The 17,273-nt window shown below is 61.7% G+C and carries 22 protein-coding genes and 1 tRNA gene; 14 read left to right on the top strand and 9 right to left on the bottom strand.

Annotation, left to right across the window (positions count from 1 at the left end; all coding sequences use genetic code 11):
• The first annotated feature begins 50 nt into the window (after positions 1-50).
• The 7 genes from NLY33_RS23250 to NLY33_RS23220 all read left to right on the top strand — a co-directional run bounded on the left by NLY33_RS23250 (position 51) and on the right by NLY33_RS23220 (position 4,848).
• A complete protein-coding gene (locus NLY33_RS23250; RefSeq protein WP_023689497.1) occupies positions 51-593 on the top strand; it encodes a ubiquinol-cytochrome C chaperone family protein in 543 nt (180 codons plus the stop codon).
• Positions 594-608: 15 nt separating this feature from the next.
• Positions 609-1,157, top strand: a complete 549-nt coding sequence (locus NLY33_RS23245) for a YceD family protein (protein ID WP_023669370.1) — start codon at positions 609-611, stop codon at positions 1,155-1,157.
• A 147-nt stretch (positions 1,158-1,304) separates the two neighbouring features.
• A complete protein-coding gene (plsX, locus tag NLY33_RS23240; protein WP_023689496.1) occupies positions 1,305-2,375 on the top strand; it encodes a phosphate acyltransferase PlsX in 1,071 nt (356 codons plus the stop codon).
• A gap of 9 nt (positions 2,376-2,384) precedes the next feature.
• On the top strand, positions 2,385-3,356 hold the full coding sequence (locus tag NLY33_RS23235) for a beta-ketoacyl-ACP synthase III (RefSeq protein ID WP_023705061.1): 972 nt from the start codon (positions 2,385-2,387) through the stop codon (positions 3,354-3,356).
• 104 nt (positions 3,357-3,460) lie between these two features.
• Positions 3,461-3,784, top strand: a complete 324-nt coding sequence (locus NLY33_RS23230) for an integration host factor subunit alpha (protein WP_006201891.1) — start codon at positions 3,461-3,463, stop codon at positions 3,782-3,784.
• Between the two features lie 134 nt (positions 3,785-3,918).
• On the top strand, positions 3,919-4,461 hold the full coding sequence (locus NLY33_RS23225; RefSeq protein ID WP_023669374.1) for a MerR family transcriptional regulator: 543 nt from the start codon (positions 3,919-3,921) through the stop codon (positions 4,459-4,461).
• 84 nt (positions 4,462-4,545) lie between these two features.
• The gene (locus NLY33_RS23220; RefSeq protein WP_023705060.1) at positions 4,546-4,848 is read left to right on the top strand and encodes a hypothetical protein; all 303 of its coding nucleotides are present in this window, start codon (positions 4,546-4,548) and stop codon (positions 4,846-4,848) included.
• A 72-nt stretch (positions 4,849-4,920) separates the two neighbouring features.
• Here the strand turns inward: NLY33_RS23220 and NLY33_RS23215 are convergent, their stop codons facing one another.
• Positions 4,921-5,190 (bottom strand): hypothetical protein, encoded by a 270-nt coding sequence (locus tag NLY33_RS23215; protein WP_023669376.1) that lies wholly within the window; start codon positions 5,188-5,190, stop codon positions 4,921-4,923.
• A gap of 413 nt (positions 5,191-5,603) precedes the next feature.
• Between NLY33_RS23215 and NLY33_RS23210 the strand changes: the two genes are divergently transcribed.
• Positions 5,604-5,807 (top strand): hypothetical protein, encoded by a 204-nt coding sequence (locus NLY33_RS23210; RefSeq protein WP_023669377.1) that lies wholly within the window; start codon positions 5,604-5,606, stop codon positions 5,805-5,807.
• 234 nt (positions 5,808-6,041) lie between these two features.
• On the opposite strand, the gene NLY33_RS23205 is transcribed toward NLY33_RS23210, so the two are convergent.
• Complete coding sequence (locus NLY33_RS23205) at positions 6,042-6,239, bottom strand: hypothetical protein (protein ID WP_084013643.1); 198 nt, start codon at positions 6,237-6,239, stop codon at positions 6,042-6,044.
• Between the two features lie 161 nt (positions 6,240-6,400).
• Positions 6,401-7,015, bottom strand: a complete 615-nt coding sequence (locus tag NLY33_RS23200) for a hypothetical protein (RefSeq protein WP_023705058.1) — start codon at positions 7,013-7,015, stop codon at positions 6,401-6,403.
• 143 nt (positions 7,016-7,158) lie between these two features.
• Here NLY33_RS23200 and NLY33_RS23195 point away from each other — a divergent pair, with 143 nt between their 5' ends.
• A complete protein-coding gene (locus tag NLY33_RS23195; RefSeq protein ID WP_245262868.1) occupies positions 7,159-7,605 on the top strand; it encodes a helix-turn-helix domain-containing protein in 447 nt (148 codons plus the stop codon).
• Positions 7,606-7,682: 77 nt separating this feature from the next.
• On the opposite strand, the gene NLY33_RS23190 is transcribed toward NLY33_RS23195, so the two are convergent.
• Positions 7,683-8,135: a cupin domain-containing protein gene (locus NLY33_RS23190; protein ID WP_023708661.1), complete on the bottom strand. Its 453-nt coding sequence runs from the start codon at positions 8,133-8,135 to the stop codon at positions 7,683-7,685.
• 247 nt (positions 8,136-8,382) lie between these two features.
• Here NLY33_RS23190 and NLY33_RS23185 point away from each other — a divergent pair, with 247 nt between their 5' ends.
• The 3 genes from NLY33_RS23185 (at position 8,383) to NLY33_RS29700 (ending at position 10,296) form a co-directional block, all read left to right on the top strand.
• Entirely contained in the window at positions 8,383-8,841 is a 459-nt protein-coding gene (locus NLY33_RS23185) for a YbaK/EbsC family protein (RefSeq protein WP_023705057.1), read from the top strand.
• A 94-nt stretch (positions 8,842-8,935) separates the two neighbouring features.
• Entirely contained in the window at positions 8,936-9,724 is a 789-nt protein-coding gene (locus tag NLY33_RS23180; protein ID WP_023705056.1) for a hypothetical protein, read from the top strand.
• Positions 9,721-10,296 carry a CatB-related O-acetyltransferase gene (locus tag NLY33_RS29700; RefSeq protein WP_280790704.1) on the top strand — a complete coding sequence of 192 codons (576 nt, stop codon included), beginning with the start codon at positions 9,721-9,723 and terminating at the stop codon, positions 10,294-10,296. Before NLY33_RS23180 ends, NLY33_RS29700 begins: the two co-directional genes overlap by 4 nt.
• A 69-nt stretch (positions 10,297-10,365) precedes the next feature.
• Here NLY33_RS29700 and NLY33_RS23170 read toward each other — a convergent pair.
• Positions 10,366-10,442, bottom strand: a tRNA-Pro gene (locus tag NLY33_RS23170).
• Between the two features lie 170 nt (positions 10,443-10,612).
• Between NLY33_RS23170 and NLY33_RS23165 the strand changes: the two genes are divergently transcribed.
• Positions 10,613-11,581, top strand: a complete 969-nt coding sequence (locus NLY33_RS23165) for a glycosyltransferase family 8 protein (protein ID WP_084626323.1) — start codon at positions 10,613-10,615, stop codon at positions 11,579-11,581.
• A gap of 48 nt (positions 11,582-11,629) precedes the next feature.
• Positions 11,630-12,613 (top strand): glycosyltransferase family 8 protein, encoded by a 984-nt coding sequence (locus NLY33_RS23160; RefSeq protein WP_023705052.1) that lies wholly within the window; start codon positions 11,630-11,632, stop codon positions 12,611-12,613.
• Between the two features lie 63 nt (positions 12,614-12,676).
• On the opposite strand, the gene NLY33_RS23155 is transcribed toward NLY33_RS23160, so the two are convergent.
• The 4 genes from NLY33_RS23155 to NLY33_RS23140 all read right to left on the bottom strand — a co-directional run bounded on the left by NLY33_RS23155 (position 12,677) and on the right by NLY33_RS23140 (position 17,262).
• Positions 12,677-13,942, bottom strand: coding sequence for an O-antigen ligase family protein (locus NLY33_RS23155; protein ID WP_023705051.1), 1,266 nt, complete (start codon positions 13,940-13,942; stop codon positions 12,677-12,679).
• Positions 13,939-15,474, bottom strand: a complete 1,536-nt coding sequence (locus tag NLY33_RS23150; RefSeq protein ID WP_023708658.1) for an undecaprenyl-phosphate glucose phosphotransferase — start codon at positions 15,472-15,474, stop codon at positions 13,939-13,941. Before NLY33_RS23150 ends, NLY33_RS23155 begins: the two co-directional genes overlap by 4 nt.
• A gap of 86 nt (positions 15,475-15,560) precedes the next feature.
• Positions 15,561-16,691, bottom strand: a complete 1,131-nt coding sequence (locus NLY33_RS23145) for a glycosyltransferase (protein ID WP_023705050.1) — start codon at positions 16,689-16,691, stop codon at positions 15,561-15,563.
• Between the two features lie 7 nt (positions 16,692-16,698).
• On the bottom strand, positions 16,699-17,262 hold the full coding sequence (locus tag NLY33_RS23140; RefSeq protein ID WP_023682330.1) for a polysaccharide biosynthesis/export family protein: 564 nt from the start codon (positions 17,260-17,262) through the stop codon (positions 16,699-16,701).
• Between the last annotated feature and the right edge of the window lie 11 nt (positions 17,263-17,273).

The raw sequence follows: 17,273 nt of genomic DNA, 5'->3' as shown, positions 1-17,273 counted from the left end.
CGATGCAACAAGGCCCATTCAAACAATCGGTCCCCAGGAGACCACCCTCAATGTTCCAGCGCCTTTTTGGCCGCGAACGCAACGCCAACCGCGCTATCACCGAGGCGCTTTACGCACAAATCGTGGCGGCGGCGCGGCAGACCGTGTTTTATTCCCACTGGAATGTGCCGGATACGCCGCTCGGCCGTTTCGAGATGCTGTCGCTGCATATGTTCCTGTTTCAGCACCGGCTGCGCGGCGAAGAGGGCGTCGCGCAAGAGGTCGCGCAGGTGCTGATCGACGAGTTCTTTCTCGATGTCGAGCATTCGCTGCGGGAACTGGGCGTTGGCGATGTCGGCGTGCCCAAGCGCATGAAGAGGCTGGCCAAAATGTTCTACGGCCGTACCGCCGCCTATGACGACGCGCTGGGACGCAGCGACCGCGACGCGCTTGCTGCCGCCCTGGCGCGCAATGTCAGACCCGATGCCGGCGCCTGGCCGCAAGCCTTGCCGCTGGCGTCCTATGTAATCGATGCCGCCAGGCAGCTTGAAGCACAGCCGTCCGAATCGATCGTTTCCGGTGCCGTGGCGTTTCCCGTCGCGAAAGCGGAGTGAGGAGGGGAGACCAAGATGAAACATGTGGACACGCCTAGCCCGGTCTCATTCGCGGCCAATGTCGGCCGCCTGCCGCACAAAGGTTTGCAGGTGGTGATCGACGCCGACGCCGCGCAGCGCGCAATGCTTGCGCGCGAGCACGAGCTGCTTTCGGTCGAAAACTACCGTGCTGAGCTTTTGGTGGCGCCGTGGAAGCGCAATGGCGTCAAGGTCAGCGGCCGCGTCGAGGCTGATATCACCCAGGCCTGCATCGTCACCCTTGAGCCGGTCGCGGCCCATATCGACGAGGAGGTCGAGGCGCTGTTCTTGCCCGAACAATCCAAACTCGGACGGCAAGGTTTCGAAGGCGGCGGCGAGATCCTGCTCGACGCCGACGGGCCAGACGGCCCGGAAACATTCTCCGGCGACACGATCGACGTCGGCGCGCTCGCCGAACAGTTCTTCGGGCTGGCGATCGATCCCTATCCGCGCAAGGCAGGCGCCTCTCTCGATGCCGCCGGCCCGGACGAGCCCGTCGAGAATGAATTCCAGCAAAAGCTGCGATCCTTGCTTGGAAAATCCTAAAACACGAAGCGATCGGAGAAAAGCCGGTTGTGCGGCAGCCCAAAACCGCTATTTTCGCCGAACCTTCGCGAGCCCCCGAATTTCGCGAGTTTAGTATTTCTTTCGCGGGCCATGTGCCCTGGCCCAAGCTAGTGAGATAAAGACCGCGTGATCAGGATTTCCATCGATGCCATGGGTGGCGATCACGGGCCAAACGTGGTCATCCCGGCACTCATGACGGTCGCCGTCAGGCGTCCCGACATCCGCTTCGTCATATATGGGCGCGAGGAATTGGTGCGCCCCGAACTCGCCAAATTTCCCAAACTGGCCGAGGTCAGCGAGTTCCACCATTGCGAAGTCGCGGTCAGGATGGATGACAAGCCGAGCCAGGCGCTGCGCCACGGCCGCTGGAAGTCGTCGATGTGGAAGGCTGTCGAAGCAGTCAAGAGTGGCAGCGCGCAGGCCTGCATTTCGGCCGGCAATACCGGCGCGCTGATGGCGATGTCGAAGTTCTGCCTGCGCACGATGGCGACCATCGATCGTCCGGCGATCGCGGCGATCTGGCCCACGATGCGCGGCGAGAGCGTGGTGCTGGATGTCGGCGCCACCATCGGCGCCGATGCGCACCAGCTGATCGACTTTGCCATTCTCGGCACCGGCATGGCGCGCTCGGTGTTCGGCATCGACCGGCCGAAAGTCGGCCTGCTCAATGTCGGCGTCGAGGAGATCAAGGGACAGGAAGAGGTCAAGGAAGCCGGGCGCATGCTGCGCGAGGCCAACATGGCCTCGATGAATTATCATGGCTTCGTCGAGGGTGACGACATCGGCAAGGGCACGGTCGACGTGGTAGTCACCGAGGGCTTCGCCGGCAACATCGCGCTCAAGACGGCAGAAGGCACTGTGCGCCAGATCTCAGGCTATCTGCGCGCCGCGATGAACCGCACGCTGATGGCCAGGATCGGCTATGTCTTCGCCAGGGGCGCTTTTGACCGCCTGCGCGAAAAGCTCGATCCGGGCCGCTCCAATGGCGGTGTTTTCCTGGGTCTGAACGGCATCGTGGTAAAGAGCCATGGCGGCGCCGATTCGGACGGTTTCGCGGCGGCCATCGAGCTTGGCTATGACATGGTGCGCAACAATCTGATCGACCGCATCGAGGCCGATCTCGACCTGTTCCATGCGCGCAACCCGCATGCCCAGGCAAGCAGGAAATCCGACGCCACCGTCGACGAAAAGGAATAGGAAAGAGCTTTGATCAGATCAGTCGTGCGCGGCACCGGTGCTGCGCTGCCCCGCCGCATCATGAAGAATGCCGATTTCGAAGGCATGGTCGAGACCTCGGACGAGTGGATCGCCCAGCGCACCGGCATCCGCCAGCGTCATATAGCCGCCGATGACGAGACGACGGCGTCGCTGGGCGAGGCGGCGGCGCGCGCAGCGCTCGACAATGCTGGTCTTACGCCTGCCGACATCGACCTGATCGTGCTGGCGACCTCGACGCCCAACAACACCTTTCCGGCGACCGCCGTCGAGATCCAGAACCGGCTCGGCATGCATCACGGCTTTGCCTTCGACCTGCAGGCGGTGTGCTCGGGCTTCGTCTATGCGGTGACCACCGCCGACCTCTACATCAGAGGCGGCCTCGCCAAGCGCGTGCTGGTGATCGGCGCGGAGACCTTTTCTCGCATCCTCGACTGGAGCGACCGCTCGACCTGCGTCTTGTTCGGCGACGGCGCCGGCGCGCTGGTGCTGGAAGCGGATGAGGGCACCGGCGGCATTGCCGACCGTGGCGTGCTGGCGATGAGCCTGCGCTCCGACGGCGCCCACAAGGACAAGCTTTTCGTCGATGGCGGTCCCTCGACCACCGGCACGGTCGGCCATCTCAGGATGGAAGGCCGCGAAGTGTTCAAGCACGCCGTCGGCATGATCACCGATGTCATCGAGGCGACGTTTTCGCAGGCCGGCATAACCGCCGGCGACCTCGACTGGTTCGTGCCGCATCAGGCCAATAAACGCATTATTGACGCTTCGGCCAAGAAGCTCGGGATTGCAGAGCAAAAGGTGGTGGTCACCGTCGATTTGCACGGTAACACCTCGGCTGCTTCCGTGCCGCTGGCGCTTTCGGTGGCTGTCGCCGACGGTCGCATCAAGAAGGGTGATCTCGTGCTCCTGGAAGCGATGGGCGGCGGCTTCACCTGGGGCGCGGTTCTCGTTCGCTGGTAAGTGCCGAACGGTCCGGTTTCGGTCCTTGACCTTGCCGGATCAATTACTTAGGCTCTGCCTTTACCTGTATCGATTTATGTTTTTTGAACTGATGGGACGGTCGCATGGGGGGAAAGACACTTACGCGCGCCGACCTTGCCGAAGCTGTTTACCGTAAGGTCGGCTTGTCACGCACTGAATCGGCAGAACTCGTCGAAGCGGTGCTGGACGAAATCTGTGAAGCCATCGTACGCGGCGAGACGGTGAAGCTGTCGTCCTTCGCCACCTTCCACGTCCGTTCCAAGAACGAACGCATCGGCCGCAATCCCAAGACCGGCGAGGAAGTGCCGATCCTGCCGCGCCGGGTGATGACCTTCAAGTCGTCGAACGTGCTGAAAAGCCGTATCCTGCGCTCGCACCAGAACAGCAAGGCCAAGGGCGGCAAATAGGTTCTGCCGCAGGCTTCGGTTGAAAACGCCGGGCCGTTTTGACGCCGGGCTTGAATATTGTTTCATAAACCGCTGAAATGATACCCGATTCGGCAGACTGGGCCGGATCGCCGTCCAGCGTGAGGATTTCGCCCATGGACAAGAGCCCCGACGCTTTCCGCACCATCAGCGAGGTCGCGGAGGATCTCGATCTGCCGCAGCACGTGCTGCGCTTCTGGGAAACCCGTTTCAACCAGATCAAGCCGATGAAGCGCGGCGGCGGCCGCCGCTACTACCGGCCACAGGATGTCGAACTGATCAAGGGCATCCGCCACATGCTCTACGACCAGGGTTACACGATCAAGGGCGTGCAGAAACTGCTGCGCGAGAACGGCAACCATTTCCTGGTCGCCATCGGCAATGGCGACATGGCTGCCGTCGAAGCGATCTCGCAGCGCAGGCAGGCCGATCAGGTGCCGCTGACGCCAGCCGCCCAGCCGCGCGGCATGGATGACGAGATGCTGGTCGGCCAGCCCAAGGTAAAACCCAGCCGCCGCTTTTTCGGCCTGGGCAAGACCGAGGAGGAAGGTCCGGTCCAGCCCGGCGCATCGAAACTGTCGCGCGACAACCGGGCCTTGCTGCAGGAGGCGCTGTTTGACCTCCTGGAGTGCAAGCGCCTGCTCGACCAGGTGCGCTAACCTTTCCGCTGCCTCGGGCAAGCAGACCGGAACCGGTTCTGCGGCCATGCGTTTGGCCTTCTCTCAAAAAGAAGGAAAACAATCATGGCATCGCTTTCGACCCTCTCCGATCTCGATCTCGAAAAGCAGGTCGCGACCCTTTCCAAAGAGCTCGCCGCCTTGCGCAAAGTCGTGGCCAAACGCGGCGGTGCTTACTACGAGGACGGGCGCGATGCCGCTTCGGACTATTATGGGCAGCTTGCCGACCTTGTCAGCGATGCGCTGCCGGCGATCAGGAAGCAGGGCAGGGCGATCGAAAAGACGGCGCGCGATCGTCCGGCAACAGCCGCTGCTGTTGGGTTAGTCGTGGTCGGCCTTCTCGCCAGCTTGTTGCTCAGCCGGCGCTAAAACAATTCACGAAAACAAAAAGAAAATGGCGGCCGTCCCGCGGACGACCGCATTTCCCTGATCTGCGGCCGATTACTTGGCGAGCTTGATCTTGGCCTGCGGCGAAACCTGCGCGGTCTGGCTGCACTTGCCATAGACAGTGCCATTCTTGTCCGTGGCGTCGGTATAGGTGCCTTTGCACTCGATCGAGAGCACCAGGCAATGACCGGAGCCCTTGCAAACCGCGCCGCCGTCGCCCGTGGGATGCGTGCCGTTGGCGAAAGCCGAGGTCGGAACGGAAGCCGAACCGAAGGCCGAGACGATGAGGGCCGCGGCGAGCGTGATGCGCTTGAAGTTGGTCATTTGAGCATTTCCTTCTCTGGATCGAGGATCGCCACCATGGCGTCCTTCTGTGTTGGGATCGCCTTCTCGGCGTCCATGCCGGTTAGTGCGGCCTCCAAAGCAAAGGTTCATGCGTGGTTCGAATTTTCTTCGCGTTTTTTCGCGACGTCGATTTTTAGCCTTCGCCAACGGACGGCGCCTGGCGGGGCCGGCATCGACCATGCATTTTCGCGTGAAGGCCGCTGAGGTAGCGGCGCGGCATCCCATGCGAAGGTCACACCGTGGCGTGCCCAAATGGCCGGCCAAGACCGAGTCCGCGCCCGGCTCTTGTCAGGTGGCGGCAGCAGTCATTGCCGCCACTTGGCACCGCGCTTTCTGCCACTCCCGGCTGCGACTATAACGCCAGTCCAAAGGTACCGGCGGAGGAGACGGGCGTGGTCGCAAATTACATCGACGAGTTCATCATGTTCTGCGCTGGGCTGTGGATGACAGGCGTTGGTTTTGGGCTGCTCCAAAGTCCTTTTCAGGCCCAGAAAGGTCAGCAGCCATGGTGGCTGCAGGTCGCGAAGCATTTCAAATGGATGGGACCGCTTTTGATTTTGATCGCAATAGTGCTCGCGTTCGCGGCGCCGTCCTAGCGGGTTCCGACAGCATTGAGAGACCCGTGGTGTCCTGCAACTGGCAACCGCTGTGTTGTCGGCCTTGCGCCTGATACGTTCGTTGGGGTGCGCTGTGGTTGCTCGCGTTCTGGCGCATCGGCGCCATCGAATCCTGCCTTCAGCTTTTCCACATGTCGCCTGGCAAAAACAAACGGGAAGGCGGCCTTGGCGAGGACTCCAGGGCCAGCCTTCCCGTTGGGCAAGTCGGCCGTGTCAGGCCTTCTTGGCCTCCACCTTGTTGTGGTGGTGGTGGTGGTGGTGATGGTGATGGCGGTGATGCTTGTTGTGATGATGATGATGGTGATGCTTCTTGTGCAGCGATGCTGCGTCGGCTCTGCTGGCGCCGATGAGGGGCAGAGAGACAGCCAGGGCAAAAGCCAGCCCGAGAGCCGACAGGAGGGACTTCTTCATGACTTCGTTTCCTTTTCTGCGCGGGCTGAATTTGACCGTCACCGAGCAAGATCGGTCCCGGTGAACCCCGCAGTCATGACTATCGCCTCCGAACTTTTCGACAGTTTTTCCGGACTGTAGAATTTTGTTTCTGGATTGTGTCTGGCCGCTTCGTCGGCAACTTACATTGGCGGAATGACGCCGTTGGTGCCGACCACGACCCGGCCCGCGGTCAGCTTGCCGTCGCTGCCGCGCTCGGCGTTGACGAACACCACAGAGCCAGGCTTGAGGTCGGCGGGCGTCGCCGGCGCGAAGGTCACCACCGGCGTCGTCTGCGGGATCGCGATCTGCTTTTTCTGGCCATTGTCGTAGGTCAGCGTCACCGTGCGACCTGCAATCTCGGTGACATCGGCGACCGTGCCGTTGGTCATCCGGCTGTTGGGCTCGAGATCCCACGGGCGGTCGCCTTCGCCGGCGCCTTTGAGCGCGGCCGGGAAGATCACCACCTCAAGCGCGCCGCTGCCGCCATCGGCCTTCGAAACAGAGGCAATGCCGAGGAAATCGCCTTGCTTGATATCCCCGGCATCCGCCTTGGCGACGCCGGAAATCTTCCACCCTTCAGCCAGCGCGATGGCGTCGGTAGCGCCTTCGCGGGTCTTCACCGTCAGCGTCGCTCCGGCAAAGGCGGTCACCGTGCCGCGAATGCGCACGGCCTCGGCGGCTTGCGCCGCGACCATGCTCGCGCCGGCGAGGCCTGAAATCGTGGCGAGCACGATGGCTGATGTCTTGAATGTCATGGATCTGATCCTCTTGGGAAAAGCTGGCCCGATGCGACTGCCAGCAACATCAGGCTAACGCGCGAGCGGCGCAAAACCGCTGAACACTTCGGCGTGCGGCCCTTCAAAAGAACTTGATTGGGAGATCGGGGCGGAGATCCTATATGTGCCCTGGCGCCTGCGGTTTTGACGCCGGTTCACGATGCTGTGACGGTCGGTTTGGGCCTTGGCAAATCGCCGTCAAGCGGGCATTGTCCCGGCTCTCAGGCAACACCCTATCATTTGATCCAAAACTCTTTAGCCCCATGGAGTTGCCAATGCCCCAAACTGCAAAGCACGAACCCTTCTCCAGGCTGGCGGCCGATGTTGCGGCCGATGTAGCGCTTGAGCACCCCGGCCTCAAAGCCATCCGGGAGACAAAGGGATACAGTATTGAAGAGCTTTCCCTGACCTGCGGTCTGTCGACCAGCGAGATTGCCGACATAGAGAGCGGCAAGGACACCGATCCGACGAAACTTCGCCGGATCGCCGCAGCATTGCAATTGCCGGAAACGGCCCTGATCGATGCCCCGGCGCCCACGGCGCCTGTGGAAAACCGGTCCGTTTCATAAACAACGGCCAAGCGTCGTTCAACAAGCCCGCCATGGTTTGCCCTGGCGGGCTTGTTGCATTCGCCCAATGGCGAATGTCACTTCTTGCTAGGATCGTCCGCCGGGTTGACGTAGGTGATCGCGAACGGCCCCTCGCCATGAACCTGGACGATCGTAGCGCTTGTCGTCCAGGCGTAATGGTTCATTCCCTGTGGGGCTACGCCGAAGCCGCCGGCGGTCAGTTCGATGCCTTTGGTCTCGTCGAGCTTGTTGCCCATGCCGATATGAAAATTGCCGGAAATCACCGTCACATACTCCGAGGTGGGATGGTTGTGCGCGGCAATCCTGTAGCCGGCCGGCAGCTTCAACCGCAGCACGTAGATGCCATCCTTCGAGGGGTCCCCGGCGATGACAGCCATGTCCGCGCCGGCGGGCAGGACAGCAGGAGCAGGGCCCCATTTGATGGCGTCCGCGTTTATCGGCATGTCGTCGGCAAGCAGCGGCGCCGTCCCGACAAGCAGCAGCGCCAGAGCCGAGGCGAGCTTGAGCATGATGATCTCTCCGGTTGGTCGTGGGAGCACAGCATCAGCGCCGGCCCTGGTCCATTGCGACCTACCAAGGCAGCAGCCCGAACACATCTCCCGCACGGGGGATGCGCCTTCCATTGCCGACATGCGGCGCGGCCCGCCTGGCCTGGTACCGCTGCAGCCGTCGAGGGGCGGGGAGGTTGCCGCCGACCGAGCGTGAAGCTATCCAGTGTGAACGCTAACCGCATTTTTCGAATGGGACGATGCCGAGATGAGCCTTGAGACCGTGCGCGCCTTCCTGGCTGCCCATGCGCCCGATGTCGAAGTGCTCGTCACCGAAGCGAGTTCGGCGACGGTGGCGCTGGCGGCTGAGGCGCATGGCGTGGAGCCGGCGCAGATCGCCAAGACCATCTGCCTGCGCGTCGGCGGTGAGACCATGCTGATCGTGGCCGGGGGCATGTCGAGGCTCGACAACCGCAAGTTCAAGGACCGCTTCGGCGGCAAGCCGCGGATGCTGGACGCCGATGAGGTTGTCGCGATTACCAGCCATCCCGTCGGCGGCGTCTGTCCGTTCGGCCTGCCGGCGCCGCTGCCGGTCTATTGCGACGTCTCGCTGCGCGCCTTCGATGAAGTCGTGCCCGCGGCCGGCGCCACCAACGCCGCGGTGCGGCTGAGCCCTGAGCGCATGGCACAGATTGTCGATGCCGAATGGGTCGATGTGTGCCAGTAGTAATCGTCGGCTGATTTCAGCAGGAGATTTCTGGGAGCAAAACGACTGCGAGCGCAGCTAGTAGAAGATTGAACGACTCATTATACGTGGCGGAATGAACGACGTTTTTGGTTACATCGCCTATGGTGAGAACGAGCTTTACCATCGCGGCGCGCTACTCAGCGCCCTCAAGCTTTTGCACCATTGCCCGACCGCCAGAATAGTCGTCGCAACGGACAGGACTGACCTATTTCGCGCTTATCCTGTTGAGACAATGCTCATAACGGCCGAACAGAAAGACCAGTGGTCTTTCGGCGGAAGCTACCATTTCGGTATCAAGGCCGGGGCTATGCGTGAGCTTTTGCAGCGAGCAGATCGGCTCCTTTTCATGGACACCGACATGTACCCGGTGGGTGACCCGTCGAAGGGCTTCCGCTCGATCTCTGCGACCCATTCCACTATGCGCCTGTGCGAAGGGCCGCATCGCATCTATCAGAACGCGCTGCCGGGCAAGAACATCAGCGTCGGCGGCCAGGTCCTGACCGGCCAGGAACCGATGTGGAACAGCGGCATCGTCGGGATCCACCGGGACAACCTCACAGCCATGGTGGACGCCTTCGCCGCTATCAAGGCCGTTCATAAGGTGACCGACACTTGGGCGCCCGAGCAGTTCTGCCTCGGGGTAGCCCTTTCTCAAAACGGCCGAATCATAAGCCCTCATAGCCTGCCGATCCGACACTACAATACCCGAGGCAAAAAGCAGTTCGCTGAGCCGCGTGTTCATGCGTTCTTTAACGCGTACGGCATGGCGCCAGTCGGCCAGCAGGTTGCAAAGGCCAGTCGATATCGTCTATGGCGGACTCCCGCGGATCTCTTGCTCCAGAAGCTTAAGAGGTCACTGTGACGGGCTGGCTGCGCATGAGGAATCTGTTTCGATCCAAGCTGCCCCCAAGCGTGACCGTTGGACGTCACACCTATGGGGTGAGCCGGAAGAAGGTGCTTGGAGCGTCTGCCGCCACTCCGTTGGCCCTTGGGGCGTTCTGTTCGGTCGCCGGCAACGTGAGCTTTGAATGTTCCGGGGGAAGCCACGTGCCTTGGGCTGCAACCACTTTTCCGATCCACAGCCGCATGATGAACGCGACCGATCTCAATTCGCACGGCGGCAAACCCGTCGGCATTACCATCGCCAATGATGTCTGGATCGGCCGCCAAGCGCTGATCATGCCAGGCGTCCACATCGCGGATGGCGCTATTGTTGCGGCCGGCGCCATTGTCACCAGGGATGTGCCGCCATACGCGATCGTCGGCGGGGTCCCGGCCAAGCTTATCCGGTATCGCTTTTCACAGGATGTTATTGCGAAATTGCTGGCGATCCGGTGGTGGGAATGGAGCGACGAGAAGATCAAGCAGGAGGCTGCTTTTCTCACAGGTCCCATCGAACTCTTTATCGAGCGGCACGCCAGCATGGCGGCTTAAGAATGCACCTTGTTTGCGGGAAGTCGAAAAGACGGTAGCCACCTTGGGGGAAGCGGCCAACTATTTGTTTGGTCGGAGTGGCCGGATTCGAACCGACGACCCCTTGACCCCCAGTCAAGTGCGCTACCGGGCTGCGCTACACTCCGGACCGCGCAAAGCCATATATTTTCAAGGGTTATGGTGCAAGCGCTAAAACGGCGCGTTGGACCGGAAAAATCGCGAGGCATCCGGCCTTGTCGGCGCAACGCCAAGACGGTATGGCTCGCCCAATACCGAGACGGTATGGCTCGCCCAATACCGATAAGAAGGACTGCGCGTGGCAAATTCCTGTTTTTTTCTAGCGGCCGACGCCAACTATTTCCCATATGCATGCTTGGCGGCGCGCAGAATTCTGGACGTTTCGGGAGACGCAACGCCAGGCTTCATCCTGCATTTCGGCGCACGCGATGCCGATATGCGTGTTGCTGAACGCCTGCTGAAGAATCGCCTTCGCATAATGGACGTATCGGCGTTGTTTGCGCAGGCCGGTCATACTTTCCGGCCAAGCAATGTCGGCACTTTTGTTCGGCTTTTCGCCGACCAACTGCCTCAGTTCGCGGACTATGACCGCATCGCCCATGTTGATTGTGATGTCCTCTTCAATCGGGATATAGGTGACCTGGTGGGCCAGACACTTCATGCCCCATTGTTGGCCGCCCATGACGATTATATGTACTTCCGCCCAGGCTACCGGCACAAATTGTCGATGCAGCCGGGAGCGCCTTACTTCAATGCCGGTATCATCGTCTTCAACATGCCGCTGGTGCGTGAACAGGGACTTTTGCACCGCGCCAGAGATGTCGCCGTTGCCGGGCAGATGAACGATCAGAACGCGCTGAACATCGTCTTCGAGGGCAAGTGGCAGACGATGCATCCGAACTGGAATTTGATGTCCAACAATACGAAGGAATTTCGGTTCGCCCAAGCCTATGCCCGGCATTTCGCCGGCGGCAAGCCGTGGGGGAGCCAGGTCGACGTGGAACTTGAGGCGCTTGCCGTCTGGCGCGGTCTGGCAAGGGATACGCCTTGGCTCCAGCCCTTCCGGCAGCGCATTCCCTTCGAGCGAGGCGTCATGAGGCGATTCGCTCGCAGATTCGACGGCATCATGGGGATGTTGCCTGCCAAGGATCGGTATCGGCGGCGGGCAAGGTATGATGGAAGCAAGGTGCATAGGATTTATGCCGAGCATGCCCTTGCCGGTGCGATGGCCGTGCAGTTTCCTGAAATACTCGGCGGTTTCGCTTGAGATATTCGCGACTTTGATCCGTAAGGCGCAGGGCAGGAGAATTAGACTGTGTCGCAAAAGCCATGCTTCTTTTTCGCCGCCGATCAAAGGTATTTTCCGTACACCTGCTTGGCGGCGCGCCGTGTGTTGGATTTGTCCGGCGCCGTCGACGGCTTTATTTTGCACACCGGCGTCATTCCCAGTGACGACCGGTCTGCCGGTGAGCGTTTGCTCGAGGGGAGGATCGGCATCATCGACGTAACGAAGTTCATGGAGGCGACGAACTTCAATCGTGGAACGCATCCCACGCTTGCGACCTACATCAGGCTGTTCGCCGATCAATTGCCTCAATTCGAGCCATACGACCGCATCGCCTATTCAGACGCCGATGTGCTTTTCAACCGATCGATAGCAGATCTCTGCAACACCCCGCTCAACGCTCCGCTGCTGGCCGCACACGACGAGCAGACCTATTTCGACGTAAAGTATCGACAGCATTTGCCGATGCAGCCAGGGGCGCCGAAGTTCAATGCCGGCGTGCTGGTGTTCAACATGCCGCTGGTCAGGCAGGAGGGGCTTCTGGAGCGTACCCGGCAGTTGGCCTCCGAGCAGGCTTACGGGATGGATCAAGGTGCGTTGAACGTGGCTTTCGAGGGCAGGTGGCAGACGATGCACCCGTTCTGGAACGTGATGACCAACTACACCAGCCAGATCCCTTTCAGCCGCTGCTACGCCCGCCACTTCGCCTGGGGCAAGCCCTGGGACCGTCCGCCGATCGGTGTCGAGGTCGACGCCATGGCGATCTATCGCGATCTGGCGAAAGGCACTCCCTGGGCCGGCCGTTTCAGCAGCAGCTGGCCGATCAAGAGAGGCATACTGAAAAACCTCGGCCGCAAGTTCGACGCCATCAGCGGGATTTTGCTCAACGACGAGAAGCGCAAGCGACGGGCGCGGTTCGACGCCGAAAAGGTCAGCGCTATCTTCGCCGATCACGCCGACAAATCGATGCTGGCAGTGCAATACCCCGAGCGGGTTGCCGGCATCGCGAGATAGAGGAAATCCCGACAATCCGTCAGCAGGGCGGGGTCATCCGAACTCGGCGGCGTTCCCGTCGGTTTAGCTTGCCGCCACCGCCCGCAACCCGCGCTGATGCCTGTATTCCAGCGCGATCGCGCCCCAGATCAGGCCGAGCAGCAGGTAGACATGGCGCCAGTGGTCGATATCGATGAATGTGCCGAGCCCGATATTGCCGATGAAAGCGACGTAGGCGCAGAGCAGATAGGGCTGCCACGGCCGGTCGCGCAAAAGGATGCGGAAGCCGGCCGCGATCGTCCACAGCGTCAGCGACAGAAACGAGACGAAGCCGAGCCAGCCATAATCCATCAGCGTCTTCAGCCAGATGTCGTGCGTGTCTTCGCCGAAAATGGTGCCGAACACCAGCGGGCCGATGCCGAGCGGATGTTCGAGCGCCATCTCGAAGCCGATCGTGTAGCGGGCAAAGCGGCCAAGGCGCGCCGTGTCGTAGCTCTGTTCGAGCTGGGCGCGGCTGGAAAACATCTCGCCGACGCCGGGCAGCTGCAGGATGACGACCATGGCGACCACCAGCAGGGTGACGGCGGCAATGCTCATGATGATGACGCGCAGCCGGAACTTGCCGCTGTTGCTTTGCAGGAACAGGGCGCCGGTGAGCAGGATGGCCGAGACGGCGAACATGCCCCAGGCGCCGCGCGAGAAGGAGAAGAAAATGCCGGCGGTGATGATCAGCAGCGGCACCGCCAGAAGCGGCATGCGCGCGATCGAGCCGGTCAACAGGAGATAGAGCAGATAGATGCCGGGCAGCACCAGGAACGGCCCGAACACGTTCGGATCCTGGAAGGCGCCCTGGGCGCGGTCGTATCTGGTGAAGATTTCAGCGCCCGGGAAAGCGTGGAAATAGCCGGCAATGCCGAGCAGCGAGGTCACCACCGCGGAGACGACATAGGCGATGAAGATCAGCCGGTAGAGGCCGGGCTGCACCGCAGTCACCGACGAGAAGAACACCGCGGTGAAAGCGAGAAAAAGCGACACGGCGAGATAGAGCGGTGTGTTGGCGAGATCGGCCATCTGCGTCATGGCAATCATGCCGCCGATGTTCATCGTGATCAGCAGCACGAGCAGCGGCGCGGCGGCACGCGATATGCGCAGTCCAAACAGCCCCCACACCGGGATCAGCCCGACCATGAAAAGATCGTAAGGCGCCGGCTCGTCGATGACGAAGCCTGACAGGAAGACGCCGAAAAACACCGCGCCCGACGATATCAGCGCGATCAGCTTGGCATTGACCGCCGAGGGCGGCAACTTGTTGACCGCAGCCTGCGACAAATCATGGGAAATCGCGCTCAATAGGCGTTTTCCGTGTTGAGCAGCCGCAGCGGCGTCATGAGCAGGATGCGCAGATCGAACAGCATCGACCAGTTCTCGATGTAATAGAGGTCGTATTCCGTGCGCATGCGGATCTTCTCATTGGTGTCCATCTCGCCGCGCCAGCCATTGATCTGCGCCCAGCCGGTGACGCCGGGCTTGACCTTGTGGCGGGCGAAATAGCCGTCGACCACCTCGTTGTAGAGAAGGTTGTGCGACTGCGCGGCAATCGCATGCGGGCGCGGGCCAACCAGCGACAGCGTGCCGAACAGCGAGTTGAAGAACTGCGGCAGCTCGTCGATCGAGCTCTTGCGGATGAAGCGGCCGACGCGGGTGACGCGCGGATCGTTCTTGGTCACCGTCTGCTTGGCGGTCGGGTCCGAGCGATCGGTATACATGGAGCGGAATTTGTAGACTTCGACGATCTCGTTGTTGAAGCCGTGCCGCTTCTGCTTGAACAGCACCGGACCCTTGCTGTCGAGCTTGATGGCGATGGCAGTCGCCAGCATCACCGGTGAAAACAGGATGATGCCGATCAGCGAGAAGACGATGTCGAAGGCGCGCTTGGCGACCGAATCCCAGTCGTTGATCGGCCTGTCGAAGATGTCGAGCATCGGCACCGAGCCGATGTAGGAATAGGCGCGCGGGCGAAACTGCAAAGCGTTCGAATGCGCCGAGAGCCGGATGTCGACCGGCAGCACCCAGAGCTTCTTCAGCAGTTGCAGCACGCGCGTTTCGGCAGTCAGCGGCAGCGACACGATCAGCATGTCGATGCGCGCGATGCGGGCGAATTCCATCAGCTCCGAAATGGTGCCGAGCTTGGGATAGCCGGCCACGATCGGCGGCGAGCGCTTGTCGCCGCGGTCATCGAAGATGCCGCAGATGCGGATGTCGTTGTCTGGCTGCTTCTCGACCGAGCGGATCAGCATCTCGGCCGCCTTGCCGCCGCCGACGATGACGGCGCGGCGTTCCATGCGGCCGTTGCGCGCCCAGCGCCGGATCAGCTTCGACATCACCAGCCTGAGGCCGAACAGCAGAAGCAGGCCGACGACAAACCAGGTGCCGAACAGCAGACGCGAATAATCCTCCGACATTTTCATGATGAAGGCCGTCAGCGCCATCAGCGCGAAGGTGCCGGCCCAGACCATCAGCACGCGACCGAGATTGGAGATCGGTCGCATCAAGGCGGAGATCTGGTAGCAATCGCTGACGTCGAGCAGCACCACGGCCACGAATGACGCCGCGGCAATGGTCAGCGGATATTGCCAGGCGAGATAGTTGAAGAAGCCGACAAAATGGAAGTAGAGCGCGAGCCCCGACAGGAACAGCAAGCCGAATTCGACGATGCGCAGTACGCCGCTGACCATGACCGGCGACATCGTATCGCGCCGGTATTGCGAGGCGACCTGGCGGGCAACACTGTTCATGCCGCCGGGCGTGGGGCTCTCGGCAGGACTGCCGAATTTGCGCACCGCATCGGCCGAAAAGCGGCGCGTGGGGTCGGTCTCGTTCATCGGGTTTCCCACAAGGTTCCGCCATGACGATAGCAGAAAGAGAGCTAAAAAAACCTTGAGAACAACTTGTGGTTTTGGACGGTCGTCTACCTGTTGAGCGCGGCGAAATAGGCCTTTTCGATTTCGGCGGCCATCACATCGGCGCCGAATCGCGCCCTGAGCCTGGCGGTGTCAGGCATGACGCGCCGGTATGCGTCGAGATCGCGCAGCGCTTCACCCACCTTGTCGCCGAGTTGGCGCGGATCGGGACGGATCAGGGCAGGGGATCCCTCACCGAAGATTTCGGGAATGCCGCCGACGGCCGTGGCGATCATCGGCCTGCCTGCGGCCAGCGTCTCCAGCACGATATAGGGCATGGCTTCCGCGCGAGACGGCACAACCACGAGGTCGGCCAGTGCAAAGGCCTCCCTGGCTGGCATAGGCGGCAAGAAGCGGACCTGTTTTTCGAGCCCCAGCCGTTTCACCTGCGCATGGTAGCGCGGCAGGTCGTCGCCATCGCCGACCATGACCGCGGTCAAGCGGCGCTCAAGCTGGGACCCGGCCAGCACCAGCGCGTCGATGAAAATGTCAGGTCCTTTGAGGTCGCGCATCATGCCGATGTAGAGCAGGTCGGCTGCGTCGGGCTGTGCGACCACCGGTTCGAACTCGGCGGCGCGCAGGCCGTTATAGACCAGCGTGTTCGGGATAGGCGGTTCGCCGACCTTCTTGCGATAGGTGCGCCGCTCATAGTCGGAGACGAACAGCAGGCAGTCGGTGAAGCGCGCCATGAAGCGCTCGAGCGCGAAGAACAGCTTCCCGGTCGTCGTCGTTTCATCATAGTGGAGGGAGCCGCCATGCGGCGAATAGAGGCGGGCTACGCGAGACCTAGATACCCGCAACAATGAGCCGAACAGACGGGCATAGGCGCCACCTTTGGCGCCATGTCCGTGCAACACGTCCGGCTGCAATTCCTTGATGATCCTGTAAGTGCGCCAGGCCGAGGCGAAGTCGCCCGGCCCGACATGGCGCTGCATCGGCGTGCGATGGATGCCGAGCGCCAGGCTGTCCTTCATCTGGTCGAACAGGCGTTCCTCGTATTCGCCGCCGGTGGTCGAATCGCAGACGATGCCGACAACATGTCCGGCGGCGAGCTGGGCCTCCGTCAGGTCGCGCACATGCCGGAAGATCCCGCCGACGGGTGAGCGAAAGCAGTGGACGATCCTGAGCTGGTCCGCCACGTTGATGTCAGAACAGGCGTTCGCGAACGTAGACCGTGTCGCCCGGCAGCAGCGGATCGGAGGTAACCACCCGGCCTGTCATCACCTTGCCGTTGATGTCGCGGGTGATGTCGACGCTTTCCTGGTTGGCGCGCGGCGAGAAACCGCCGGCAATCGCGATGGCCTTCTGCACGGTGAGGCCCGGCACGTAGGAATACTGGCCGGCGGCGCCCACTTCGCCCATGACGAAGATCGGCCGGTAGCGATCGATCTCGACCGACACGTCGGGGTCGCGCAGATAGCCTTGGCGCAGTTTGTCGGCGAGCGCTTTTTCCAGCTGCTGGGCCGTGTGGCCGCGCGCCGGCACCGCGCCGACCAGCGGGAAGGACATGTAGCCGGACTGATCGACACTGTAGGTGTTGGTCAGACCGTCCTGTTCGAACACGGTGACGCGGACACGGTCGCCGGCGCCGAGCCGATAGGGCTGGTCGAGTACCTCGTGGAAGGCCGCCGGCGTCGGCCGGTAGCTGGAGCAGCCGGCGAGGATCGACACGGCCAGCAGAGCGCGAAACAGACCAGCAGCGCTTTTCATGATCGGACACA

The sequence above is a fragment of the Mesorhizobium sp. C432A genome, from assembly GCF_030323145.1.
Taxonomy (GTDB): Bacteria; Pseudomonadota; Alphaproteobacteria; order Rhizobiales; family Rhizobiaceae; genus Mesorhizobium.
This window is presented reverse-complemented; position numbering and strand designations above follow the sequence as displayed.